Raw genomic sequence first — 24,708 nt, 5'->3', positions numbered from 1 at the left:
TCCCGGTCTACTTTAGAATGACGCCATCAGCTACAAATCGGAGTTCCTCTTTCGGCGAGGTGATGGAGGCGATCTCTGTTTCTGACTTACCCGCATCTTTTGCATAGTGGCGCTGGTCATCCACTGAAATCACTTCCCGTTTTGCTATACCGGTAAACACAACCTTGCGCCCTTTGAGGTCTTCTACGGGCATAAAGAAGCCGTAGTCGCGGAAGGTAACCTTCATGATACTATTTTCGGCTAGCTTCACGTCCATCCAGCACCCTTTGGCCTGGCAACTCGCTATGATCTCACCTTCCACAGTCGCCTGTACAGAATCCTTCCCTGCGGCCATTTCCTGTAATCGGGCAGCAGGTACGACAGGTGCTTCACTAAAAGCAGCGCCAAAAGCCTGTGTTGGTTCAGCTGTTGGAGGGTTTGTTGTTTCTGTCGTACTGGTGGTTGTGTCTGGTCTGTTGCAAGCAGAAGCAACCGCAGCTAAGCCTATGAGAAGAAATACTTTTTTCATGGTGGTATCGGGCTAGTAGTATAGGTAAATGTAAGAAGTATCGGGCATTAGGCAAAGCTGTCGGAGGCCTAAAAACGCTGTTGCCTGTTGCAATAAATCTTGCTCATCCTTTGTTATGAAGTTACTCGTAAGCTTTCCGGTATAAAACCGGTAAAGAGTTATAAGTAGCTATAAAATGGACGTTTAACTGAGCCATTAGAGCCAAGACCAGTATAGGGAGGGTACTGGGGCCAGGGTGTAATGGAGGCTGCTTGGGAATGGTGCTAAACGCCAGTATGGTATCACAGTGCATGAAGATTCTGACATGAAGCGTAGGGCTGTGCGGAGAGCGTAGAGGAGGGAGAAAGCTTGTGCGAGAGAATGCCGGTTTTACTGGTGAGCGCAACAAATCAGGAAGTTAACTGTTACGGCAGCTATGTGCAGGAGTAGTAAATTAATCTAAATAATTCCAAAACTATAAGGCGCTTAAAAAGGTATAATTGTAGTATAACATGATACTTAAAATGTGAACCAAAGACATTTCTGAGCTAAGGTTTTTATTCGATGGAAATAGGAGTAGAGGATGGATTCAGATAGAAAGAAACAAATAGACTCGGCGCAACGCTCGGGCTTCAGAAGAATAGAGAAAATGCACCCTATCCGGATGCTGCTGTATATCAGCATGATGGGGATAGGCGTTCTTTTCTTTATCCTGACAGTTGCTTTTGCCCGCACGGGCGGATTCCCCGGAGAGCAGTTTGAGTTGCCTAAGTTCTTTAGCGTCAGTGCAATCCTTCTTCTATTCAGTAGCTTTACCATTTCTAAGGTGCCCAGCATGTACAGAAAGGAGAAGCTGAAGAAGATGTCACGCTACCTGGCACTTACCTTGTCTTTAGGCATACTCTTTATCGTAGCGCAATTAATTGGCTGGAACGAGATGTCCAGGGCTGGCGTTTACTTCTCCGGGAAAGCCTCTGGCACCTATCTGTACCTGATCTCTGCCCTTCATATTCTACATCTGCTGGGCGGTATTATCTTTCTGTCTTTCATGCTTTTCAAGACCATTTATGTCGCCTCAGACGGTGTCCGCAGTTTGATCTTTATTCGTGATCCTTTCCGGAACATGCAGCTTTCGATGCTCAATAGCTACTGGCACTTTATGGACTTCCTCTGGTTAGGCCTCTACCTGGTCTTCCTTTTTATTGCCTAAGGGGCCAAGCTTACTGTAAGGGTTGCCTAGCCCAATCTTCACTTAGTGCGTATGTCCACCAGGAGAGAGCTTCCTCTTGCAATTATGTGTTCCTCTCCGACAGAGCGGTCTTTGATGCGGTTCTAACGCCCTTCTTTCAGAGAGGAGTTGTTGTTAACTGGACTAAAATGCGCAAGGGGGTGTGGGGCGCCGCATGATTAGCGCACGATGGTGACTGAGCCTTTAAACTTACTCGTGTTATAGTCTATCACATAGAAGTAGACCCCATCATTCACTCCAGCACCATCCCATTTAAAATCGCTTTGATTGCTGGAGTAAACTTCTTTGCCCCACCTGTTAAACACACGGATACTCGTAAAGGTAGCAGAGCAGAATTCGGTTGGCAGTCCAGGCACTTCGAAAAAGTCATTCCGTCCATCACCATTCGGGGTAAAGAGGTTGGCGGGCACAAAGTCGTTTATGCTTGGGGCTTTTACCCGGAACTCCATGGTTATTTCCTGTGGGGACGGATCGCAGGCCTCCTCGGCAAGGGTAAAGTTTACGCGTACCATTTCCTGCTCAGTGCCTAAGCAGGAGGCGATCCAGTTAAAGGTTCCGTTAGCCTCTCCACTCCCGTTGGTACTGTTAAAAGTCATTCCGTAATCAGCCAGGTTAAAACCTTCTCCGGTCGCTGTTAAGATCAGGTTATCCAGGTCCATGTCCTCCCCAAACAGCTTGGCTTCAAATGGCTCGTTCAAAGCAAGGTCAAAACGCAGCACTTCTTTATCAGAGGTTAACGTAGGAGGGGTGTTGGTATCTTTTATCCGGAACTCCAGTGCCAGTTGCTGTGCTGCAGAGGGAGCACATACATCTTCGGTCAGGTTAAAATTAACCTTAAGTGCCCCCGCCTGGAATGCGTCGCAGGTAGGGGTCCAGCTAAAGGTGCCTTGTGCCGATCCATTGCTGCCTGTGCTTACAAACTGCATCCCATAGTCTGCCAAGTTAAAGCCTTCGCCCTGGGCGCTGAGCATGAGCAAGTCCAGGTCTACGTCCTTCCCGAAGACTTTTGCCTCAAAAGGCTGACCAGCTTCCAACTCAATCACGGTGGCAGTCTGATCTGTAGAGATAGCAGGGGGGGTGTTGTTGTTTTCTGGTTTTACTTCTACAGTAACTTTGCGGCTCTTTAGCTCATTACAAACTATGGACTCCACTATAAAATCTATCTTGTAGGAGTCCTGCTTCATCGCATCGCAGCTAATGTTCCAGGTAAAGGGGGATGTCACGCTGCCCGTACCGCTGCGGTCTTCAAACGTAATGTCTTGACCGTCCAGCGAAAAGTTTTGCCCTACGGCTTTAATGCTCACCACATCCTCGTCTGGGTCCGTGCCGAGAACATCAAACGTAAGTTGATCGCCATCTTTCACAGAGAACAGGCGCTCTGGCGTGGAAAGGGAGATCTCTGGGGGGGTATCCTGAATGGGGGCAATCACAAAGCTCACCTGAAGCGTATCCTGCCGGGGAAGGCTGCAGCCATCATCCTCCACAATGAGATCAAGCTTAAACACTTTGCCCTCTGTATCAAAGCATTCAGCAAAACAAAGGGTGGCTGTTAAGGTGTCCGTTGCACTTCCCTGGTTAATGTTGCCGCTGGTCTTTCCTTCAAACGTATAGTCCTGGCTGGAGAAGTTAACGGGTCTGGCCCGCAGGGAGACGAACTCACTAAAATCAGGGTCAGTAAAGAAGATGTTGACGCAGCGGCTATCAGTTGGGGTAATACGAAGCACCTCGTTTTCTTGGTAAAAGTCTTTCTGCCCTTCTGCTGCTGCCAGCACCTGCGGGGATGCATTGCGCGGACAATCGAGCACAAGTACCTGAAAGTCGCGCCGTACTTCTCCTATCTTCTTGCCATTGCGGTACTCCTGTGCCCTCACACCAAACACAAAGAGCCCTTTCTGGCGCGGGCGCATTGTGAGCTGACCTGTTTGCCTGTCAATGGACATCGGAGGATTGCCCTGTACCTGCGTTACGGCATTATAGCCCGGCTGCCATCTAACAGTGGGGTAGGGGGCCGGCAGCGGCCAGGTCGTATACACAGGCATCGAGGGGGTAGTGTAGCCGTTCAGGGGAGTAACCATGTCGTACACGATGGAGTCCCCGTCCGGGTCCGTGCCGTTAAAGTCAAAGTAGAACAGCTCGTTGACGCAAGCGTAATCGCTCAGGGGCGGGAACAGGACAGGAGAGGAGTTGCGGAAAAAGCTGCCGTCTTTAATCACGGGCGGAAACTCCATATAAAAGGTTTGCGCGGCACTTTCCGGGCTAACAATGTTATTGATGGTATTATTGCGACAGCAGCGTTCCCAGGTCACATAGTATCCCGCAGGGTCGTTGTAAATGTTCGGGTCCAGGTAAAGGGTCTCATAGTAAACGAGCCTTTTTGTGCTCAGCTCACCTGCGGTACAGTCAATGTTCGTGTAGGGGACAAAAGACTGGTTTTTCAGGTACATGACCTGCGTTCGGAGCAACTGGTTGTTGGCCTTGCTAAAAATACTGACGACAATGGACTGATCCAGAGCCCCAGGGTTTCCATTGATGTTATCGAAGTAGAGATTTAAGGTGAGCCTATAGTTATAACCGTTCAGGTGCTGCATCTCAAACTCCCCGCCTACAATATGGGTAGCCTGTGCACCTATTGATAGAAATAGTGCCACTAGGAGCAGTAGTAGACGTTTGGGCATACAAAAACCAATTAGTACAACATGCTGTTCTAAACTACAATGTATCTAAAAGAATGGAATTTAAAAAAGAGTAGACTACATAAAATTTAGCTGAACAGCCTGTTAATGCTGATTTAAGTTTCTTGTTGCCGTTCGCCTGGTTGTAATACCTGCTCCAACAGCTTGTTGAAAGAGAGAGGGCGGGAGAAAAAAGAATCCGCATAGGCATTGGCAGCTAAACGAATGTAGCCCGGGCGCTTGTTTACTTTTATGTGATCCAGCAGTATGTTGCCGTAGAGTTGGTTGCAGAGACTGGTGCCGTTTACATCTGAGGCAGGCGGCGTAAGCAGGCGCTTCTCGATTTGTTCCCTGTAGCGATCGTGCCTGATCTCCAAAGTATCACAGCTATGCAGCGTGTAGCCCAATGCCTCTACCCTGTCTTTTAGCAGGTCGAACAGAAACTCGAAGTTTTGGTCCCCAATCGACGGGTCATAAAAAAATATGATGCCTCTTGTATGCTCTCCCTGTACAAGCTGTACGCGGTAATCTGCAGGCAAATTAGCCTTTTTATAATGGTAGGCTTTAAAAAACGCCCCTGTCCATTTTAAATACACCTGCGCTGCTACCCACTGCTTGTAAGCCAGCTTGAACTTCTTGCTGCGTTCCAGCTTGTTACAGGTCGGGCCTCCTCTTTTTAGCCCCAACAATCGGCCGAAAAAATCGTTATACGACATTTGATAATTTACCCAATAAACATATTGCCCTTCAAATAGTTTAAGCCCTGGCCTTACAGCAGGACGGAGAAGGCTTCTGGAAGAAAAATTATTAAAGTTATTTAGGATAACATTCACCGACTGTACGTACACTTGCTTCTTTTAACAGCAGTCTTCGGATAAGCCGGTACAAAAGCTGATATGATATGGAAACATTGACAGAAGAACTGGAGACAAAAAAACGCTTGCTTCAGGAGTGCACCAAAATTTTGTCTGCACAGGTAAAAGCCGCAAAAGACGCCATGAATGAAGCGCAGGAAAGCGCAAACGAGCATCAGGGGGCTATGGAGGATAAGTTTGAGTCCTTCCGGGAGAACTGCCAGATTCAGCGCGATATGTATGCGCGACAACTGGATGACCTTATAACGACACAGGGCCTCTTGCGCCGCATAAACGCTACGAAGGTAAACAATGAAGTTTCTTTGGGGGCAGTGGTGTATACCGAACTGCAGAACTACTTTATCGGGGTAAGCCTGGGCGAGATAAAGTTAAACGGTGAGTCGTACTTTGCTATTTCAGGCTTGTCGCCCCTTTTTAAGGCGATGGCCGGCAAGACCACAGGGGAGGAGTTCACGTTCCGTGATAAGACTTATAAAATTTTGCAGGTTTTTTAAGAAAAGCACAACCTTCTTCCTTAAAGTGGAGTTAATAGGAATGTAAAGGGTTTTAATAAGGGTTAGCTATCTTGCTAACCCTTTTGCTTTTTACCTATCTTTTAGCTTTTCTTTAATCGACACGGGTCCAGTTCTGCGCCCTGCCAATAAGCGAGATACCGATGTATCCTTTTACTTCCATCTTATTTTTGCCCACCATCTTCATATAGCAGGAATAGGTCTTGCCGCTTTCCGGGTCATAGATGGTGCCATTGTCCCACTTGTTGGCGCCCTCATAGGCAAAACCCTTCATAAATTCCAATCCCTGTAGTTTCCGTGAACGGAGCTTTTTATCCGGGTTGTTGTCGTCCATCTTCGGTTTTCCGTTGCGGAGTGGCTCTTTCAACGACACGATCTTTCCGCACAGTTTGTCACCACACTTGTAGATCTCGAATCTGGCCTTGCCTTCTTCATTTGTCCAGATGCCCAGTGGCGACAGGTTCTGAGCCCATGCGCCGGTGGCGAACAGCATGAGCACTACGAGAGATAAAAGGTGTTTTTTCATAAACTCAAGGGTTTGTTTTAATATCCAACGTAAAATAAGGAAATTAATTCATTATGAATGTTGGCCTGGTAAAGGTTTTCGCAAAAGAAGTAAGGGAAACTGGTGCAATTAATGTTCTTTTATATAATGGCTTAGTAGGTTGGTAAACAAAGTGTTAACATTGAATAGGCAGGAACTGTATCTGCGACGCACCTTGCAGGGCTACAGGACCAACTGGTGGGCTTTAAAAAGTCTAAAAATTATCTGCTGATCCTTGTGAACTTTTAGGCATTCTTTTACCTTTATACTATATCAAGTAGCGAGTGCTACGGCTCTGGTCTGACAACCTAAACTATAACTGGTCGAAGGCGGGGTTATGTTGGACTAAAGAGAAAGGAGGTGCTATGTCTAATCCATCGGTCGTCTTAGTAAGCCTAGGTAATTTTGTTCACTCTAAAGGTGAGCAGGCTTAGTAAGCAGTAGTCGCTACTGCTTGCGCAGATAGCTTTTATTACCTTTCCGGTCTTTGAGATGGCAACCTGAACCACAGGAAGCCGCTTATTGGGACAAGAAGGATTTTTGGGGACACCAGGTGTATCTTGACGGGCTACACCTGGTGTTCTTTTTTATGCCCCTTTTGTCTTTGAGTTATAAATCATCTTTGTAGATAGAGTTATTCCCCAATCGGCGCTCCTTCACGAAAGTTCCTACAAAAAATCCCACTGCTATTATACAGCTGAGGCCCATCACGGTCAACAGAATATTCCGTTCCGTAAAGCTGAATTCCTCGAAGTCTATTCTGCTTATAACCAAAATGCCCGCCAGTAAAGTAACCGCAGTTACGGTGTTAAACACAAAACGATTGTGCTTGCGCAGGTGATACGTGCAGGCCAGTAGCAGGATACCCAGGAAGGGAGCCACCAGGGCTGCCGGGGGTCTTGCCGGGTTAGAGAAATAAGCAATCAGGCCGGCCACTATCAGCACCAACGCGTTTATTGTGTTTATGATGTAAGGATGTACCATGACCATTTATTTTGTGATGGCAATATGCCGTTTTCATGGTCTTGTGTACGTGAAAATCAGCCTGGGTTTACCTGAACGCGTGAAGGTCCTTAAAGAACTCTTCTGACACCAAGAAAGCGCGTGTCATAGCGGGTGCCTTTTACTTTACTCACCTTAACCCCACCTACCGAAGAGGAGTGCACAAATTGTATCGTGTCTCCCGGTGCGGAAATGACAATGCCCACATGCCCGGGCTTACGGATCTTGGGGTTCGTGCCGGTAAAGATTACCAGATCGCCCGGCTGTGCTTCGTTTCTGGCTACCGGTACTCCCTCCTGGGACTGTAGAGCAGACGAATGGGGAATTTTGATGCTATAATTGCGGAAGACATAGGCCGTAAAACCGGAGCAGTCGAAGCCTTTTGCACTCATGCCCGCGTAAACGTAGGGGCTCCCCAAAAAGCGCATCGCATAGGCCACGATCTCTTTTCCTTTATTGGTAAGCTCGCTTTTGGCTGTTCCCATGGTGGCTAAGGAGTCGTTTTTTACCATGCTGAGATGGGGTGTGGAACCCAATCTTTTGGCGGGGGCTGCAAACTGCCGTGGGTTAAACCAGAGGAAGAATATAAGCAGGGCGAAAGGCAACAACAGTGCTGAAATCTTCTTCTTCATAATCCTGTATTTATAAATTTGACTTAGCAGACTGGCATTTTTTTACTGTCCTTGGTATCCCTGTTACTGCTTAAACAAAAAATGACTACAAAGGCCCTACAACATGGCTTAACAAGGAAAGGTTCATTATTGGCTTTAGAAAGTATACAGCTGATCTTAAACTTTTAAGAAATAAAAATTCAGGGGTACGGAACTTTAGAACGGGTTGAATGCCTTTTAACTTGTTTTGTTGCAAAATTTTATAGTACAGTGAATAGAGAGAGGGGAGAGATGCCGGTGATCCGATCAAATGCTTTTGCCGTGGAGTTTGATGGCGTGCGGGGACAGCTTTGCCTGAGTTGTTGGGATACACCTGCCTCAGAGGAGTTGCAGGAGGGGCTGGAGAAAGCGCTTTTATATGCCGAAAAGAATCGCGTTAAACACTGGCTGTTTGATTTCAGAGCGATCGGCACCTTGTGTGAAGAGCAGGAAGCCTGGCTGCAGGCAAACTTTTTTTCCAGGATGATGAAGACCATGGGGGCAGGTAATTTTGTGGCCACGGTACTTTCCTCCGAATGCTATCAGGAGCTGTTGGAAGAGGCCGGAAAAGCAGGCCTCAGGAGCTATAACTCCTTTATTATTATCCACACTTTCTGCGATCCGGTACAGGCGCGTGACTGGTTGAACAGAAGCGTACTGGAGCCGGTTTCCTAAGCCTTTCGATGAGGGCGTGCCAGCCGGTGGGTTTTGGAAAAGCATGGTTTTTGTTGTAGTATGCAAAAGCATTAACCAAAACCCTTAACAAAGCATGCTCAAACACAATCGATTTAAGCTATCACTCTTACTTATTGCCTTTCTGTGCCTGGGCAATGCGGCAGCTGCACTGGCCGCCGAGTTGCGCTATACCTTATCTATGCCAGAGCCTCACACGCACTACTTTGAAGTAGAGGCAGAACTGTCTGGCGTAAAGAAAAATTATGTAGACTTCACGCTTCCCGTGTGGGCGCCAGGGTCGTACCTGGTGCGCGAGTTCGCTAAAAACGTAGAAGACTTTAAAGCGACCGACAAGGCCGGCAACGTGCTACCGTCTGAGAAGATCGACAAGAACACATGGCGCGTTTATACTAAAAAAGCGGATGTGGTAAAAGCCTCTTATGACGTGTATGCCTACGAAATGAGCGTGCGCACCAGCTTTCTGGATGCTTCACACGGCTATGTGAACGGTACCAGTGTTTTCATGTACCCTGAAGGGTACCAGGATCTGAACGGCACGCTGGTCGTAAAGCCGTATAAGGACTGGAACAAAGTTTCGACAGGTCTTAAAAGCACAGGCAAGTTTACCTATGTTTTCCCGAACTATGATATCCTGGGCGACTCTCCTCTGGAGATCGGCAACCATGAAGTATACACCTTTACTGCCGCTGGTGTACCGCATGAGGTAGCTGTGTACGGCGAGGGTAACTTTGATCCGGACCGCCTGATGCAGGACATGAAGAACATCGTGGAAGAGGCTGTTTCTGTCATGGGCGAACTGCCGGTAGACCGCTATGTCTTTATCGTGCATAACCTGCAACGCGGCGGGGGCGGACTGGAGCACCTCAACTCAACCACGCTGCAGACCTCACGCTGGAACTACGGCACTGAGGCTGGTTACAGGGGGTTCCTGAGCTTGGTGGCACATGAGTATTTTCACCTTTGGAACGTGAAGCGCCTGCGCCCGCTGGCTTTAGGGCCATTCGACTATAACCAGGAGAATTACACAGACCTGCTGTGGGTGTCAGAGGGCATCACCAGCTATTATGACGACCTGATTGTGCGTCGCGCGGGTTATGTTTCGCCGAGCCGTTACCTGGACATTGTGGCCGGTAGCATCAATTCTGTAGAAAACACCCCCGGTAACAAAGTACAAACCGTGGCAGAGTCCAGCTTCGATGCCTGGATCAAGTACTATCGCCGTAATGAGAACTCGAACAACGCAGAGGTGTCTTATTATACCAAGGGCGGCGTGATCGGGCATTTGTTAAACATGGAGATCATGGAGGCGACAGAAGGGGAGAAGAGCCTGGATGACGTAATGCGCTACATGTATAACCGCTACTACAAGGACCTGAAGCGCGGTTTTACAGAAGAGGAGTTCAAAAAAGGATTGGAGAAGGTAGCCGGTCGCAACTTCGATGCCTTTTTCCGTGATTACATTAACGGTACCAAGTCCCCTGATTACAACGAGTACTTCGACGCGGCAGGCCTGCGTCTGGTCAACCTGAACGCTAACAACAACAGCGCGAGCTGGGGGGCTTCAACAGCTGTGTCCGACGGTAAAGTGCAGGTACGCAGCGTGAGCCGTGGTAGCAGTGCCTGGGAAGGTGGCCTGAACGTAAACGATGAGATCATCGCAGTGAACGGGTTCCGTGTAGGCGACGACCTGGACCGTTACATCAAAGGCTTTAACGTAGGGGATACAGCACAAGTGCTTATCTCCCGCGATGGAAAGCTGCAGGTACTTGACATTCCCATGCTGAAGGACGAAAGCGTTCGGTATACCTTCGAACATGTGCCGAACCCGACACCGCTTCAGAAAAAGATATACAGCAAGTGGCTGGAAGTTAACAACAGCTAGTTCCAAGCAAATAATCAGTAAAAGCAGCGGCAGGCCTGAATAGAGCCTGCCGCTGCTTTTTATAAGGACTTCCAAGTGGGACGGGCTTCTTTCTGAGGGGGCACAGCACCGATCAGACGAGACATAATTGCACAAAAGAAAGGAGTGTGTTGCACTATAAATGTTAACTGGTCAGCGGTTTGTATAAGAATAAGGGGGCCTCTATATTTAGGATAGTGAAAGTAAGTGCTACTTATCCCCGTGCTAACCTGCTGGAGACACCGCTCGTGTTAATTCAGTACATCCCTTCTCTGAACACCATGTTAATCAGGTGGAAACAGAAGCCGGACGACCGGTCGTTTCAGGAAGCGTATTGGGTGGCATTGCGGTACGTAGGAGAGATACGTTTGGTAACCCTTTTTTGTACTGACCTCACTACGTGTGGTGCGCTGGGAAGAGGACAGGAAGCCTGGCTTAATTTGGAATATTATCCGGAAGTGCACAAAACTGTAAAAGAGGACATATACGCTGCCGTAGTTTTTTCAGAGGATCATTTTAAGGCGATTGTCAGTAATTACCTGGTATCATCCGATCTTCAGCAGCAGTCTTTCATACACTTTAATTACTTTACGCAACAAGAGGAGGCGCTATACTGGCTGGGGCAACTAAACAGAGGCCGGGACCTGGCCGTATATACCGCCCTGTCCTGACCTCTTCTTAAGTACTATCTCTGTGGCTCTTGATCAAGGGAAGATACCCAGTGCCTCGTAGCTCACACCAATCTTCTCAATAGCTGTTAGAAATGCCGCCGTTCGCAGGTCCGGGATTTTCTTTTGGTCCATTACATCCCGTATCTCATGGTAGGCATTGATCATGGTATCCTCCAGGCCTGAGCGTACCAGGCTAATTTCATCGGCTCCCTGTGTCAGAAAGGCTCTCTCCTGCGCTGACAGGCTCTTGCCGGAGGCGTCCTCGATAGCGTTTACTAATCGTCTGTAGCTAGCCTCTTCTGCTCGTTTTCCCATCCGCCCGAAACGCACGTTCGAGAGGTTCTTTAGCCACTCAAAGTAAGACACAGTTACACCTCCTGCATTCAGGTACAGGTCAGGCAGGATGACGATCCCTTTTTGTAACAATACCTGTTCTGCCTCCCGGGTTACGGGTCCGTTTGCTCCCTCTGCCACTATCTTTGCCTTAATCCGGCCTGCATTCCCGCTGTGTATCACGTTTTCCAGGGCGGCCGGTATCAGGATGTCGCATTCCGTTTCAAGCAGCTCTGTGGAGTTCTCGTAATTCTTGCAGTTCTGGAAGTTGAGGATGGAGCCGTTTTCGCTGCGGTGTTTGAACGCCTCTACTACATCAATGCCGTCCTCGTTGTAAATTCCTCCTTCGCGCTCGGCAATGCCTACAATCAGGGCGCCATCCTGTTGGCAGAAGTAGGCTGCATGGTAGCCCACGTTACCCAGGCCCTGTACAATAATGCGTTTGCCCTCCATGCCATGCCCTTCCAGCTTTTTCCCCTCCAGCAACTCCGAGTCTGCCAGGGCTTCCCGTATGCCAAAGTAGATACCCAGGCCGGTCGCCTCGGCACGGCCTCTGATACCTCCCTGGCCAATTGGCTTGCCCGTCACACAGCCAAGCGCATTCGTCTCGCCATATTTCAGGGCCTGGTAGGTATCGGCAATCCAGGCCATCTCCCGGCTGCCCGTACCATAATCCGGCGCCGGTACGTCCATGCCAGGGCCAATCAGGTTCTTTTTGATGAGTTCAGCGGCATAGCGGCGGGTTACGCGTTCTAGTGTCTTCACGGAACTTGTGCGTGGGTTAATTTTTACCCCGCCCTTCGCGCCACCAAAGGGTACGTCTACCACAGCGCATTTAAAGGTCATGAGGGTAGCCAGGGCCTTCACCTCATCCTCATCCACCTGCATGCTAAAGCGTATACCGCCTTTCGAAGGAAGTTTGTGCTGGCTGTGCTGTACTCTGATTCCTTCGATCACCTCAATCTTACCTTCTATCTCCACCGGAAACGAGACTTTATAGACACTGTTAGGCGCCTTAATCTGCGCCAGTATGCCGGGGCTGAGCCGCGAATATTGGGCTGCGTGATCAAAAAAGTCGTGTACGCTTTCTAAAAACTTCTTTCCTTCGGTCTGGTCTTGTGCCATACGAGTGCTTGTTTAGGGTTTGTCGTTGATGATTTAAAGAACGGTTCTCTCCCGTATTTGTTCTCTTTACTTCTTTACCCGCTCCCTTTGCCTGTATTTTACTTATGCTTCCCGTTGCTTTTGATCGGGTTTCTGTTTATAGTATTATATTTATTAAAATATATGTTATATTGTTTTGCTTTATTGCTTTTAATAGCTCAAATTTACCACCGTTAAATGATAGTTCCGAAAAGGAAAACATGGGGATAGTAAAATATTTACTTAAGATACTACGTTAACGACAAGAGGGGACGCTTTAATCAGGACTATATGCGAAAAAACTTATTCTTAGACGCTGCCTTAGAGGCAGGGGGGGACGCTAAGGATGCCTTAATACATGATAAACTGAATGTACACTACGATCAGGAGCAGGAAATACTCGTTGTGACCTGGACCGGAAAAGTAAGCTCCGAGGAATTACGGAAAGGGTATGACCTGGTGATGGAGCAGGTGATGACGCACAAGCCCAGGAAATGGCTGTTAGACCTGCAGGAGCGGGATAAAGTAAACCGGGAGGATCAGCGCTGGGTGTTCCAGCACGTGTTCCCAAATGTTCTACGCGTGGTGGGGAATGATGTGTTTGTTGCGGTTATCCTGCCTGTTTCCCTATACCCAGGCATTGTGAAGGACCTGGAGGGGGATGAGCTGATGTGTGGTGGCTATTTTCTGATCATGGATCACTTTCTGTATCCTGAGGAGGCGCACCGCTGGTTAAACGGAATGCTATTGACAAGTTCAAGAGCATAAAACTGCTATAAGCAAAAAGGCCCTGGTCGACATTTTCGACCAGGGCCTTTTTGCTTTGTACATCTTGTATACCTACTTCACAGAGATCAACTCCACGTCAAAAATCAGGGTGGAGTTTGGTCCGATCACATCGCCTGCTCCCTGTGCACCATAGGCAAGGCTAGCCGGAACGTACAGTCTCCATTTAGCACCTTCTTTCATCTTCTGCAGCGCTTCTGTCCAACCGGCAATTACGCCATTCACCGGGAAAGTGGCCGGCTGGTTGCGGGCATAGCTGGAATCAAACACAGTGCCGTCGATAAGCGTGCCGTGGTAGTGGGTTGTAACGGTATCGGAGGCCGACGGAGACTTGCCGGAGCCTTCCTGAATCACCTCGTACTGCAGGCCACTAGGCAAGGTGTGTACGCCCTCTTTGTTCTTGTTCTCCGCCAGAAACGCTTCTCCAGCTTTCTTATTCACATCAGCTACGGCGCTCTGCTTTTGCGTCATTTCCTGCTGCAGGGCCATCATAGCCTGCTGTACTTCCTCCTGCGATAGGGTAGAGGGCTTGCCTGCCAGCACTTCTTTCAGGCCTGTTACAAATGGGTCTGCCTCAATCGTAATGCCCTGCTTTTTCAGGTTTGTCGCCATGTCGCGACCAATGATGTAGCTGATCTTCTCTTGCAAGTTCATAGTTAGTTTTTTCGCACCCAATGGTGCCATTAGAAAATAGAGTATACCGCAAAAAAACGGCTTTGTTGCAAAGCTAGCCTTTTTAAGCGGAATAGGAAGACCTTCTGCCAATCTATACGCTGTTATGAAGCATGCGGCTCAGCAGGGAAAACATGATGTGGAGGCAGAAAGCAGCCTCGTGTGGAGGCGGCCTGGCTTGGGTAGGGGGACTAAAACAAATAGCTATAGGCTTCGGTGTCATTTGTAAGCCCCGGTACGCTCACAGGCGCACGCAGCACAACATAGAGAAGCTGTGGAAGACTTTGCCTACAAGCTATACAAGTGCAGGATAAGCAAATAGCCCACTTCTTAGGAGGTGGGCTAAAGACTTTTCATTGTTTAAAGGTAGAGGTGGAATTCCTCACCTGAAGCAGAAGAGGAGTGGTTGGCTGTTGAGAGCCAGTTCTTAACCAGTAGGCTAACAGTTGTACCTAATAGCAGTAGTGTCGAGAGTGTGGTGATTCTTTTCATAAGCGAGGATTACCAAGAGTGATGCCAGTTTTTCTGACTAACGCAATAGCGGAGGGTAAAGTTTAGGCAAAAGCGGTTATAAGAGGGCTATTTTGTAAAGATTTTTTAGGCGATGAGTGATTGCTTGCTGATAATGAACGAGAAGGGCCATTCGGTAAAGAAAACAGGAAATTTTTGTGGTTTTTTTCCTGCTATTTACTCTACCTTTGCAGCCTGAAACAGCATGTGCTGCCAGTCCGTCTTATATGAATGCTTCTCAGCATGAAAGGCCCTTGAAGGGATTTGTAATTGCCCGGCGTACCGTGTTATACACCAGCGCGCTGAACGGCAACCATTGGTACTACCTTCAGTTCCCCAAAGACTTTATTAACTAAAGTTTATCCCTATACTGCAGCTGTGGCCAGAACGCTTTCTGCCTGTAGCCTGCCCATTTGCATGGTTTCATTCCAGAACTTTCAATCGATTATTTTATGGCTTTTAAAATTAGTGTGAGGCAAACCTTTGGGTACGCCTTTATCGCAGCTTACCTGGTCGTTCTGTTCTTCTCCATATTTGAGCGGCAGGTTTTGTGGCTGTTTACAGCTCTTGTGCCTTTGCACTTTCTCTATTTTCACGACCTGCGACAGGGGCGGCACACACTGTTGCGCAATTATCCTATTATAGGGCACCTGCGGTATATTTTCGAGAGCATCCGGCCGGAGTTCCGCCAGTACTTTTTTGAGTCTGACCTGGATGGCAAGCCTTTCAGCAGACGGCAACGTTCTATTGTGTACCAACGGGCCAAGAACGTACGGCAGACAGTACCCTTCGGGATGCAGAGCAACAGCCAGGAGGTGGGGTATGAGTGGATTGCGCACACCATGTTCCCTGTGCACGTAAAAGAGGAGAGCTTGCGCGTACAGGTAGGAAGCAGCCGCTGTAAGCAACCCTACAGCGCCAGCATCTACAACATTTCGGCCATGAGCTATGGATCGCTGAGCAAAACAGCTGTAGAGGCACTAAGTGCGGGTGCTAAGCTTGGAGGCTTTGCCCAAAACACCGGAGAGGGTGGAGTTAGCCCCTTCCATATAGAAGGAGGCGGTGATTTGATCTGGCAAATTGGAACTGGGTATTTCGGATGCCGTGATAAAAATGGTAATTTCTCAGCTCAGCTGTTCGAGCAGCAGGTAGCACACCCCCACATCAAAATGGTCGAGATCAAGCTCTCACAGGGGGCAAAGCCAGGGCACGGCGGTATCTTGCCAGGGGCTAAAAACACGCCTGAGATAGCGGCAATCCGGAAGGTAGAGCCTTATACGACGGTGGCCTCTCCACCGGCGCATGCTGCTTTCCACGACCAGTTTACCATGCTCCTGTTTATCGAGAAGCTGCGCCTGCTGTCGGGAGGAAAGCCGGTGGGGATCAAGCTATGCATCGGTAACAAGCAGGAGTTTGAGCGCCTGTGCCAGGAGATGATGCACAACCAGCTGTTCCCCGACTTTGTTACCATTGATGGTGCCGAGGGAGGTACAGGAGCAGCTCCCCTGGAGTTTACAGACAGCCTGGGCATGCCCCTTTACGATGCCCTTGCATTTGCCCACAGCACCCTTAAGAAGTATGGCCTTCGCAACGAGGTAAAGATCATCGCAGCAGGTAAGATTATTACAGCCGTAGACATCATTAAGGCAAGAGCGCTGGGGGCAGACATCTGCTACAGTGCGCGCGGGATGATGTTCGCCCTGGGTTGCATCCAGGCCTTGCAGTGTGACTCCGGGCGCTGCCCGGTGGGTATTGCCACGCAGGATAAAAACCTCTATTCCGGACTGGACGTGGCTAACAAGCGCGTGCGGGTAGCCAACTTCCATGGAAACACCATCAAGTCGATGGTAGAGGTAATGGAGGCTTGTGGTTTTGCCTCGCTGTCGGACATAAGCCCGGATAAGGTTTTCCGCCGGGTAGAGCAGGGGAGAAGCGCCAGCTTCAAAGAGCTGTACTTCGCGAAAGGCCCTTCTGCCCGTGAACTAAATCAAAACTACATCCTGAATTAGTAGTTCCCTATTCCTAACAAAGAAGGCCCTTCGGAATCTCTCCGGAGGGCCTTCTTTGTTTTGTAAATGACGGCGTTAACTCAACCTGCTATAAGTACTCCTCTTCGTCTTCGTCTTCGTCGGAGGTGTCAATGTCAAATGCCTCATCGTTAAAGCAGTTGTACACGAACAGGCAGGTGGCGGTGCTGAGCGCCAGCAGGGTAGCTCCGAAAACAAAAAGCAGCGACTTCGTTTTGGTTCGTTTCATGTTCTTAATATTAGATAGAAAGCCTCTACTACGGCAAGTGCAGCAGCTTGTTGTTGCGCAATATAAAAAATGCTAACACTTAAAAAAAGCGGGAACAAGGCGATTCCCCTTGCTCCCGCTTTTTGCTGATATAAATGCTGGTTTTACATGTTGCGGCGATACTGTCCGCCTACTTCAAACAGGGCGTTGGTAATCTGGCCAAGCGAGCAATACTTCACCGTTTCCATCAACTCACCAAAAATATTATCGTTGTTAATAGCTACTTGCTGTAGGCGCTTCAGCAGCTCTTCGCCTTTACCGGCATTACGCTCCTGCAGTGCGCGTACGGTGTTTATCTGATACTTCTTCTCTTCTTCCGTAGCCCGGATCACCTCTGTCGGGATAACGGTAGGGGAGCCCTTCGAAGACAGGAAAGTGTTCACGCCAATAATCGGGTACTCACCCGTATGCTTCAGCGTTTCGTAGTACAGGCTTTCCTCCTGTATCTTGCCGCGCTGGTACATGGTTTCCATGGCACCCAACACACCGCCACGTTCCGTAATGCGGTCAAACTCCGCCAGTACAGCCTCTTCCACCAGGTCCGTCAGTTCTTCGATGATGAAAGACCCCTGTAGCGGGTTCTCGTTCTTCGCCAGTCCCAGTTCCCGGTTAATGATCAGCTGAATGGCCATGGCGCGGCGCACAGAAGCCTCGGTAGGAGTCGTAATAGCCTCGTCATAGGCATTCGTATGCAGCGAGTTGCAGTTGTCGTAGATCGCGTACAGCGCCTGCAGCGTGGTGCGGATGTCATTAAAGTCGATCTCCTGTGCGTGCAGCGAACGACCTGACGTTTGGATGTGGTACTTCAGCATCTGCGAACGGGCATCGGCACCGTACTTCATTTTCATGGCCTTTGCCCAGATTCTACGCGCCACGCGGCCAATCACGGCATACTCCGGATCAATGCCGTTGGAGAAGAAGAAGCTCAGGTTCGGCGCAAACTTGTTGATGTCCATGCCGCGGCTCACATAATACTCCACAAAGGTAAAGCCATTGGCCAGCGTAAAGGCCAGCTGCGAGATCGGGTTGGCCCCTGCCTCGGCAATGTGGTAACCCGAGATAGACACCGAGTAGAAGTTGCGTACGCTTTTATCGATGAAGTAAGCTTGCACGTCACCCATCAGGCGCAGCGAGAACTCCGTGGAGAAGATACAGGTGTTCTGTGCCTGGTCTTCTTTCAGGATGTCCGCCTGCACGGTACCACGAACGGCCGCCAGCGTTCGCGCCTTAATTGGCTCGTATACTTCGGCCGGTAAAACCTGGTCACCCGTTACACCCAACAGCATCAGGCCCAGGCCATCATTTCCTTCCGGCAGCTTGCCCTGGTAACGCGGACGCTCAGCCCCTTTCGCTTTGTAAATCGCCTCAATTTTCTGATTGATCTCTTCCTCCAGGCCATTTTCTTTGATGTACAGCTCGCACTGCTGGTCAATGGCGGCATTCATGAAGAAACCGGTCAGGATAGCAGCCGGGCCATTGATGGTCATGGAAACCGATGTCTTCGGATCTGCCAGGTTGAAGCCTGAATACAGTTTCTTGGCATCATCCAGGCAGCAGATGCTTACGCCGGAATTACCGATCTTACCGTAAATATCCGGTCTGTAATCAGGGTCTTCGCCATAAAGTGTTACAGAGTCGAAGGCTGTAGACAGGCGTTTGGCTGGCATGCCGAGGCTCACGTAGTGGAAGCGCCGGTTCGTACGCTCTGGTCCGCCCTCGCCCGCAAACATACGGGTAGGGTCCTCGCCTTCGCGCTTGAACGGGAACACGCCGGCCGTGTACGGGAACTCTCCCGGTACGTTTTCCTGCAGGTTCCACTTCAGTAAGTCGCCCCATGCCTCATACTTCGGTGTGGCCACCTTCGGTATCTGTAAGCGCGAGAGCGACTCGGTATGGGTTTTTATCTTGATCTCTTTGTCGCGTACCTTAAAGACGTAGAACTCATTTTTGTAAGCCTGTACTTTCTCTTTCCAGTTCTCCAGAATCTTCTTGTTCTGCCCGTCCAGGTTCAGTTCCACCTCGGCGTAAGCCTGCTCCAGTTGCTTAACCAGGCGGTCTTTGTCCTCTACCTCCAGTTCCTGCACTGCTTGGATGGATTTACGGATACCGTACAGCTTCTGGGCTATTTCTGCCTGGTCCTTCGTCCATTTGTCGTAGTTCCGGATGGTTTCTGAAATCTCCGAAAGGTAACGGGTGCGGCTCGGCGGGATGATGAACACTTTCTCCGACATCTCTTTTGAAGTTTGCAGGTTGGAGTTAAACGCCACACCTGTTTTCTCCGAGATTTTCGCCATTACGGCCCGGTACAGCTGGTTCATGCCCGGGTCATTGAACTGTGAGGCAATGGTGCCGAACACCGGAATGTCTTCGTCATTCACATCCCACAGCTGGTGGTTGCGTTTGTACTGCTTCTTTACATCACGCAGGGCATCCAGGGCACCACGCTTGTCGAACTTGTTCAGGGCAATTACATCAGCGAAGTCCAGCATGTCAATCTTCTCGAGCTGGGTGGCCGCACCGTACTCCGGTGTCATCACATAGAGGCTGGCATCCGAGTGGTCGGTGATTTCCGTGTCAGACTGACCAATGCCGGAGGTCTCCAGAATGATCAGGTCGAAGTTCGCGGCCTTTACGATATCCACCGCATCCTGCACGTACTTGCTCAGGGCCAAATTGCTCTGGCGGGTAGCCAGGGAGCGCATGTACACCCGGTCGTTGGAGATAGAGTTCATGCGGATACGGTCGCCCAGGAGCGCTCCGCCCGTCTTGCGTTTGGACGGGTCTACCGATATGATGGCGATGCGCTTATCCGGAAAATCCATCAGGAAGCGGCGTACCAGTTCGTCCACCAAAGAAGACTTACCGGCACCACCAGTACCCGTGATACCCAGAACAGGTGTGCTTACTTCATTTGCCTGCTCCTTTACTTCCTGCAGAATACCTCTGGCCTCTTCCGGGAAGTTCTCTGCTGCAGAGATCAGGCGGGCAATAGCTTTCGGGTCTTTATCACGCAAATGTTTTACCTCTCCGTTCAGGTTCTTGCCCGTCGGGAAATCGCATTTCTCTAGCATGTCGTTGATCATGCCCTGCAGGCCCATGGCCCGCCCGTCGTCAGGCGAGTAGATGCGGGCGATGCCGTACGCGTGCAATTCCTCGATCTCATCCGGAAGAATCACACCGCCACCGCCGCCAAAGATGCGGATATGGCCGCTGCCGCGCTCCTGCAGCAGGTCGTACATGTACTTGAAATACTCGATATGGCCTCCCTGATACGAGGTGATGGCAATGGCCTGGGCATCCTCCTGTATGGCGCAGTCCACGATCTCCTGCACAGAGCGGTTGTGGCCCAGGTGAATTACTTCCGCACCAGAGGCTTGGATGATACGGCGCATGATGTTGATGGCCGCATCATGGCCATCGAATAAAGACGCGGCTGTCACGATCCGGATATGGTTGACAGGCTTATATGGTTCTACTTTAGTTACTTGCATAGTTTAGTAACAAGGTTATTTCTGATTTTATGCAAATATAGTCAATTTTGAGCGAAAAGGGGGTGAAGGCCCTGTATTTGCACTTGTGTCGGTGAGTACGTACTCATGAAGTTGTTTAATGGTTCCAACTAAACAGGAGTAGCATCCCGGAAAGCAAACGAGGGAGCCGCTCATCCGTGGCTCCCTCGTTATTCTTATAGCAGGTGGATGAGGTAAACGCTTTAACCCAAACCTGCTTCGCTGGCGAGGTTTACAAGTTCGGCTACGTTTGCTGTGCCAAGCTTTTGTTGTATGTTGCGCCGGTGGGTGCTCACGGTGTTTTCGCTGATAAAGAGTTTCTTGGCGATGGATTTTGTACTGTAGCCCTTGCAGATGAGCGACAGTATTTCGATTTCCCGCTTGCGGAGACTCTTGATCAGGAGCTTGTTCTTTAAGCGCAGGTTATCCTTCAGCGCCTGAACGAGCTGTTCTTCCGTGTTCATGTGCGGACTCATGGCCACGTCTACACAAAGGAGCTCTTTTACAGTGCCCTCATCGTTTCTGGCAAAAGCCTTCGCCCAGCCGATGTACCATTTGTACTCCTGCTCATCTTTGTGTTTCGCTCTAAAAACACCGCCAAACTCTGCGCCGGAAAAGTTTTGGTAATGGTCCACGCTCTCACCCGGCACCTGCTGGTCATCGGGGTGCAGGATCGCCTGCATGTAAGCCATTCCCTCCATTTTCCGTATCTCTTCTAAGGGGTAGCCCAGGCTTTCTTCGTTCGTCTTGTTGCACCACACGACCCCTTTCTCCAGGTCAGATACGTAAATGTTAGCAGGCACTCCGTGTATCACGCGCTCCAGAAAAGCACACTTTTGGCGTAACAACTCGAGTTCTTTTTCCATCTCGTGCATGCTTTGGGGGGTAGGAGGTGTTTGGTTGTCGTCCGGCATTTGTCAGGCAGTTAGTTTGTTTTCTAACGTCTTCCCGTGGGGAGGAAGGAGCATAAAGCCCAGGTTGAACATAGCTAAAGATAAATATTAAAATAGTTGTGTGCCAAATAAGTGGCCCTTTATCTAAGTTTTGTTACCCCTTGTAGCAAGAGGGGCCATTAATTTGACAGGATTATTCGTAACTTTGTTACCGTATTGATATAATATGAAGAACATTCGTAATTTCTGCATCATCGCCCACATCGACCATGGTAAGAGCACCCTGGCCGACCGTTTACTGGAGTTTACCCAAACGGTAGCGGAGCGAGAAATGCAAAACCAGCTGCTGGATAACATGGACCTGGAGCGTGAGCGCGGCATTACCATTAAGAGCCACGCCATCCAGATGAACTATCATTATAAGGGAGAGGACTATGTGCTCAACCTGATTGACACGCCAGGCCACGTGGACTTTTCCTATGAGGTGTCGCGCTCTATTGCCGCCTGCGAGGGGGCGTTGCTGATCGTAGATTCCTCGCAGGGCATCGAGGCCCAGACTATCTCTAACCTGTACCTGGCTATTGGCAACGACCTGGAGATCATTCCGGTGCTGAACAAGATTGACCTGCCGCATGCCATGCCGGATGAGGTGTCTGACCAGATCATCGACCTGATAGGTTGTGACAAGGAAGATATTATTCTGGCTTCCGGTAAAGCAGGCATTGGGGTAGAGGATATCTTGAATGCCATTTGCGAGCGTATTCCGGCCCCGAAAGGCGATCCGGAGGCGCCTTTGCAGGCGCTGATATTTGACTCTGTCTTCAACTCCTACCGAGGCATAGAAGTATACTTCCGAATTTTTAACGGCACTCTGAAGAAAGGGGAGAAGGTAAAGTTCATTAACACGGGCAAAACCTACGAGGCGGACGAAATTGGTGTGCTAAAGCTGAACCAGGAGTCACGCGACGAAATGCGCGCGGGCAATGTGGGCTACCTGATCTCCGGCATCAAGAATGCGAAGGAGGTGAAAGTAGGTGACACCATTACCCACGTGGACCGACCAGCTGCGGGCATACAGGGCTTTGAGGATGTGAAGCCCATGGTATTTGCCGGTATCTATCCTGTAGAAACGAGCGAGTACGAAGAGTTGCGAACCTCTATGGAGAAGCTGCAGCTGAACGATGCCTCCCTCGTGTGGGAACCGGAAACTTCTGCTGCCCTTGGCTTTGGTTTCCGTTGCGGTTTCCTGGGCATGCTGCACATGGAGATCGTACAGGAGCGCCTGGAGCGGGAGTTTGACATGACGGTGATCACTACTGTGCCGTCGGTGCAGTTCCACGCCTACACGACCAAAGAAAAGATGGTGCGGGTAAATGCGCCTTCTGAGATGCCGGACCCGAACTACATCGACCACATCGAAGAGCCTTTCATCAAAGCTCAGATTATCTCTAAGTCTGAGTTTGTGGGGCCAATCATTACGCTGTGCATGGACAAGCGCGGTATCCTGAAAAACCAGACCTACCTGACCAGCGACCGGGTAGAGCTGGCCTTTGAGATGCCCTTGGCCGAGATCGTTTTCGATTTCTTTGACAAGCTGAAAACCATTTCCCGTGGCTATGCTTCCCTCGACTATGAGCTGATTGGCTTCCGTGCCTCTAGCATGGTGAAGTTAGACATCATGCTGAACGGCGAGAAGGTGGACGCGCTAAGCGCCATCGTGCACCGCGATAAGGCCTATGACTGGGGCAAGCGCCTTTGTGAGAAGCTGCGCGAGTTGCTGCCGCGCCAGATGTTCGAAATCGCCATTCAGGCGGCCATTGGTCAGAAGATCATTGCCCGTGAAACCGTGAAAGCGATGCGCAAGAACGTGTTGGCCAAATGCTACGGCGGTGACATTTCCCGTAAGCGCAAGCTCCTCGAGAAACAGAAGAAGGGTAAGAAACGCATGCGCCAGGTGGGTAACGTGGAGATTCCGCAAGAAGCCTTCTTAGCCGTGCTCAAACTAGACTAAGCTCTCACAAGCCCCGACGTGTCCGCGCGTTGGGGCTTGCTGCTTTATGCCTTGAGCAATTACGCCGGTACCGGACTGCCGGTTTTAAAAGGTGCTGTGCCGAAAGCCAGCATTGCCCGTTTAAACAAAGCCATTCATAATCCTTTATTCATCATTCATAATCAACCAAATGACCCTGCTTGACGGTAAAAAAACATCCGAAGCCATTCAGGACGAGATAGCTGCTGAGGTAGCAGCGATAAAAGCTAGTGGTGGCAAAGTCCCTCACCTGGCGGCAATCCTTGTCGGAAACGACGGTGGCTCGGTGACCTATGTGAATAACAAAGTACTGGCCTGTGAGCGTATCGGGTTCGACTCGACGCTTATTCGCTATGAAGACGACATTACCGAAGAGGAACTGCTGAACAAGATCCAGGAGCTGAACGAAGATGCGCGGGTAGACGGCTTTATCGTGCAACTGCCCCTGCCTAAACACATCGATACAGAGAAGGTGTTAGAAGCTGTTGATCCTAAAAAAGACGTGGACGGTTTCCATCCTATTAATGTCGGCCGGATGGTGGCCGGCTTGCCCGCCTACCTGCCAGCCACCCCTGCGGGTATTCTGCAACTGCTGGAGCGTTACGAGATCGATACCAAAGGGAAGCACTGTGTGGTGGTGGGCCGCAGTAATATTGTAGGTTCCCCGATGAGTATTCTGATGGCCAAGAACGCCTATCCGGGTAATTGCACCGTTACCCTTTGCCACCGTTACACCGAGGACCTGACTGGCTATACCTCGCAGGCGGATATCATTATTGCCGCTGTTGGCCAACCAGGTCTGATCACCGCCGAGATGGTAAAAGAAGGAGCCGTGGTGATTGACGTAGGAACAACCCGTGTGCCGGATGCCAGCCGCAAATCTGGTTTCAGGCTGCGTGGTGACGTGGACTTTGATAGCGTGGCAGAGAAGTGCAGCTACATCACACCAGTACCCGGTGGTGTAGGACCGCTTACCATTGCCATGCTGATGAAGAATACCTTGCGTGCCGCAAAGAAGGAAGTGTACGCCGACTAAGTTTGCTTACCTCATAACAGAAGAGCCTCACAAAGTTTGTGAGGCTCTTCTGTTTTCAAATTAATGAAAAGCCAGGTCCCTTACTGCTGTTACAGCTAATAGAAACCGGATATTTTATAGCTCTTTATTAGCTTTTTACCTCGCCGGCCAAGCCTTCGGCTCTCCTTCATGGGGGAGGAGGGACCCTCGAAAGGAGAGTCACCACCATCTTTGCCCCTGCCCTTAAAATAAGGAGGGAAGTGCA

At 49.8% G+C, this 24,708-nt stretch carries 20 protein-coding genes; 9 read left to right on the top strand and 11 right to left on the bottom strand.

All coding sequences use genetic code 11. From position 1 onward, the window contains the following. Positions 1-7: 7 nt before the first annotated feature. The gene (locus CHB92_RS10430) at positions 8-508 is read right to left on the bottom strand and encodes a DUF4920 domain-containing protein (protein WP_089319147.1); all 501 of its coding nucleotides are present in this window, start codon (positions 506-508) and stop codon (positions 8-10) included. Positions 509-1,070: 562 nt separating this feature from the next. On the opposite strand from CHB92_RS10430, the gene CHB92_RS10425 reads away from it, so the two are divergent. Then, positions 1,071-1,697 carry a cytochrome c oxidase subunit 3 gene (locus CHB92_RS10425; RefSeq protein ID WP_089319146.1) on the top strand — a complete coding sequence of 209 codons (627 nt, stop codon included), beginning with the start codon at positions 1,071-1,073 and terminating at the stop codon, positions 1,695-1,697. Between the two features lie 197 nt (positions 1,698-1,894). On the opposite strand, the gene CHB92_RS10420 is transcribed toward CHB92_RS10425, so the two are convergent. Next, on the bottom strand, positions 1,895-4,384 hold the full coding sequence (locus CHB92_RS10420; protein ID WP_179223011.1) for a gliding motility-associated C-terminal domain-containing protein: 2,490 nt from the start codon (positions 4,382-4,384) through the stop codon (positions 1,895-1,897). Between the two features lie 140 nt (positions 4,385-4,524). Next, the gene (locus tag CHB92_RS10415) at positions 4,525-5,124 is read right to left on the bottom strand and encodes a hypothetical protein (RefSeq protein WP_106219102.1); all 600 of its coding nucleotides are present in this window, start codon (positions 5,122-5,124) and stop codon (positions 4,525-4,527) included. Between the two features lie 185 nt (positions 5,125-5,309). Here CHB92_RS10415 and CHB92_RS10410 point away from each other — a divergent pair, with 185 nt between their 5' ends. After that, positions 5,310-5,777, top strand: coding sequence for a hypothetical protein (locus CHB92_RS10410; protein ID WP_089319143.1), 468 nt, complete (start codon positions 5,310-5,312; stop codon positions 5,775-5,777). A gap of 112 nt (positions 5,778-5,889) precedes the next feature. Here the strand turns inward: CHB92_RS10410 and CHB92_RS10405 are convergent, their stop codons facing one another. The 3 genes from CHB92_RS10405 to CHB92_RS10395 all read right to left on the bottom strand — a co-directional run bounded on the left by CHB92_RS10405 (position 5,890) and on the right by CHB92_RS10395 (position 7,973). Continuing rightward, positions 5,890-6,321, bottom strand: a complete 432-nt coding sequence (locus CHB92_RS10405; RefSeq protein WP_245842458.1) for a DUF2147 domain-containing protein — start codon at positions 6,319-6,321, stop codon at positions 5,890-5,892. 627 nt (positions 6,322-6,948) lie between these two features. Next, positions 6,949-7,323 carry a hypothetical protein gene (locus CHB92_RS10400; RefSeq protein ID WP_245842457.1) on the bottom strand — a complete coding sequence of 125 codons (375 nt, stop codon included), beginning with the start codon at positions 7,321-7,323 and terminating at the stop codon, positions 6,949-6,951. Between the two features lie 89 nt (positions 7,324-7,412). Beyond that, a complete protein-coding gene (locus CHB92_RS10395) occupies positions 7,413-7,973 on the bottom strand; it encodes a C40 family peptidase (RefSeq protein WP_089319141.1) in 561 nt (186 codons plus the stop codon). Between the two features lie 249 nt (positions 7,974-8,222). Between CHB92_RS10395 and CHB92_RS10390 the strand changes: the two genes are divergently transcribed. The 3 genes from CHB92_RS10390 (at position 8,223) to CHB92_RS10380 (ending at position 11,258) form a co-directional block, all read left to right on the top strand. After that, positions 8,223-8,666, top strand: a complete 444-nt coding sequence (locus CHB92_RS10390; protein WP_144266298.1) for a hypothetical protein — start codon at positions 8,223-8,225, stop codon at positions 8,664-8,666. A 94-nt stretch (positions 8,667-8,760) separates the two neighbouring features. Continuing rightward, a complete protein-coding gene (locus CHB92_RS10385; protein ID WP_245842455.1) occupies positions 8,761-10,569 on the top strand; it encodes a M61 family metallopeptidase in 1,809 nt (602 codons plus the stop codon). A gap of 215 nt (positions 10,570-10,784) precedes the next feature. After that, positions 10,785-11,258 carry a hypothetical protein gene (locus CHB92_RS10380; RefSeq protein WP_089319139.1) on the top strand — a complete coding sequence of 158 codons (474 nt, stop codon included), beginning with the start codon at positions 10,785-10,787 and terminating at the stop codon, positions 11,256-11,258. A gap of 33 nt (positions 11,259-11,291) precedes the next feature. Here CHB92_RS10380 and CHB92_RS10375 read toward each other — a convergent pair whose 3' ends face one another. Next, positions 11,292-12,716: a Glu/Leu/Phe/Val family dehydrogenase gene (locus tag CHB92_RS10375; RefSeq protein ID WP_089319138.1), complete on the bottom strand. Its 1,425-nt coding sequence runs from the start codon at positions 12,714-12,716 to the stop codon at positions 11,292-11,294. Between the two features lie 309 nt (positions 12,717-13,025). Between CHB92_RS10375 and CHB92_RS10370 the strand changes: the two genes are divergently transcribed. Further along, positions 13,026-13,502, top strand: a complete 477-nt coding sequence (locus CHB92_RS10370) for a hypothetical protein (protein ID WP_089319137.1) — start codon at positions 13,026-13,028, stop codon at positions 13,500-13,502. 72 nt (positions 13,503-13,574) lie between these two features. Here CHB92_RS10370 and CHB92_RS10365 read toward each other — a convergent pair whose 3' ends face one another. After that, on the bottom strand, positions 13,575-14,174 hold the full coding sequence (locus CHB92_RS10365) for an FKBP-type peptidyl-prolyl cis-trans isomerase (protein ID WP_089319136.1): 600 nt from the start codon (positions 14,172-14,174) through the stop codon (positions 13,575-13,577). A 980-nt stretch (positions 14,175-15,154) separates the two neighbouring features. On the opposite strand from CHB92_RS10365, the gene CHB92_RS10360 reads away from it, so the two are divergent. After that, the gene (locus CHB92_RS10360) at positions 15,155-16,711 is read left to right on the top strand and encodes an FMN-binding glutamate synthase family protein (RefSeq protein ID WP_089319135.1); all 1,557 of its coding nucleotides are present in this window, start codon (positions 15,155-15,157) and stop codon (positions 16,709-16,711) included. An 88-nt stretch (positions 16,712-16,799) separates the two neighbouring features. Here CHB92_RS10360 and CHB92_RS25795 read toward each other — a convergent pair whose 3' ends face one another. The 3 genes from CHB92_RS25795 to CHB92_RS10350 form a co-directional block, all read right to left on the bottom strand. Continuing rightward, positions 16,800-16,958, bottom strand: coding sequence for a hypothetical protein (locus CHB92_RS25795; protein WP_179223010.1), 159 nt, complete (start codon positions 16,956-16,958; stop codon positions 16,800-16,802). Positions 16,959-17,101: 143 nt separating this feature from the next. After that, on the bottom strand, positions 17,102-20,488 hold the full coding sequence (locus CHB92_RS10355; protein WP_089319134.1) for a methylmalonyl-CoA mutase family protein: 3,387 nt from the start codon (positions 20,486-20,488) through the stop codon (positions 17,102-17,104). A 221-nt stretch (positions 20,489-20,709) separates the two neighbouring features. After that, positions 20,710-21,372, bottom strand: a complete 663-nt coding sequence (locus tag CHB92_RS10350; protein WP_245842453.1) for a helix-turn-helix transcriptional regulator — start codon at positions 21,370-21,372, stop codon at positions 20,710-20,712. 253 nt (positions 21,373-21,625) lie between these two features. Here CHB92_RS10350 and lepA point away from each other — a divergent pair, with 253 nt between their 5' ends. Both lepA and CHB92_RS10340 read left to right on the top strand, forming a co-directional pair. Further along, positions 21,626-23,410 carry a translation elongation factor 4 gene (gene lepA / locus CHB92_RS10345; protein ID WP_089319132.1) on the top strand — a complete coding sequence of 595 codons (1,785 nt, stop codon included), beginning with the start codon at positions 21,626-21,628 and terminating at the stop codon, positions 23,408-23,410. Between the two features lie 169 nt (positions 23,411-23,579). Then, on the top strand, positions 23,580-24,464 hold the full coding sequence (locus tag CHB92_RS10340; protein WP_089319131.1) for a bifunctional 5,10-methylenetetrahydrofolate dehydrogenase/5,10-methenyltetrahydrofolate cyclohydrolase: 885 nt from the start codon (positions 23,580-23,582) through the stop codon (positions 24,462-24,464). Positions 24,465-24,708 lie beyond the last annotated feature (244 nt).

Source organism: Pontibacter ummariensis, assembly GCF_900188175.1.
Taxonomy (GTDB): domain Bacteria; phylum Bacteroidota; class Bacteroidia; order Cytophagales; family Hymenobacteraceae; genus Pontibacter; species Pontibacter ummariensis.
Note: the sequence above shows the minus strand (reverse complement) of the source record. Positions and strands in the feature narration are given on the sequence as shown.